This is a genomic window from Aeromonas sp. L_1B5_3 (assembly GCF_963866575.1).
Taxonomy (GTDB): Bacteria; Pseudomonadota; Gammaproteobacteria; order Enterobacterales; family Aeromonadaceae; genus Aeromonas; species Aeromonas jandaei.
In genome coordinates this window covers 1-282 of sequence record NZ_CAWMDN010000087.1, presented here as the reverse complement: position 1 = coordinate 282, position 282 = coordinate 1, and the positions used below count along the sequence as shown (strand labels likewise).

Sequence of the window (282 nt, the reverse complement as noted above, 5' to 3'; positions counted from 1 at the left end):
GCAGATCCTCTCGAGCCGTTCCTTTGGTGAGCGCGTGACTGACCGTGGAGAAATGGCCCAAGCGTTGTCAGGCTTTATGGCTCGCGCAGCCGAGAAGTTGCGGGCCGAGGGGATGTGTTGCCAACGGGTGCACCTGTTCGTGCGAACCAGCCCCTTTGACGAACGAGCTCCTTACTACAGTGAGCAGGCTGGCGTCCGACTGGTCTGCCCTAGCGATGATACCCGGTTGCTGCTGCAGCAAGTGAACGTGCTGCTACCGCAGATTTGGCGCGACGGTTACCG

At 60.6% G+C, this 282-nt stretch carries 1 protein-coding gene; it reads left to right on the top strand.

What is annotated here, in order from left to right; translation table 11 throughout:
* Positions 1-282 (top strand): DinB/UmuC family translesion DNA polymerase (locus tag AACR93_RS05480; protein WP_043852310.1); only part of this gene is annotated, 282 nt, incomplete at both ends.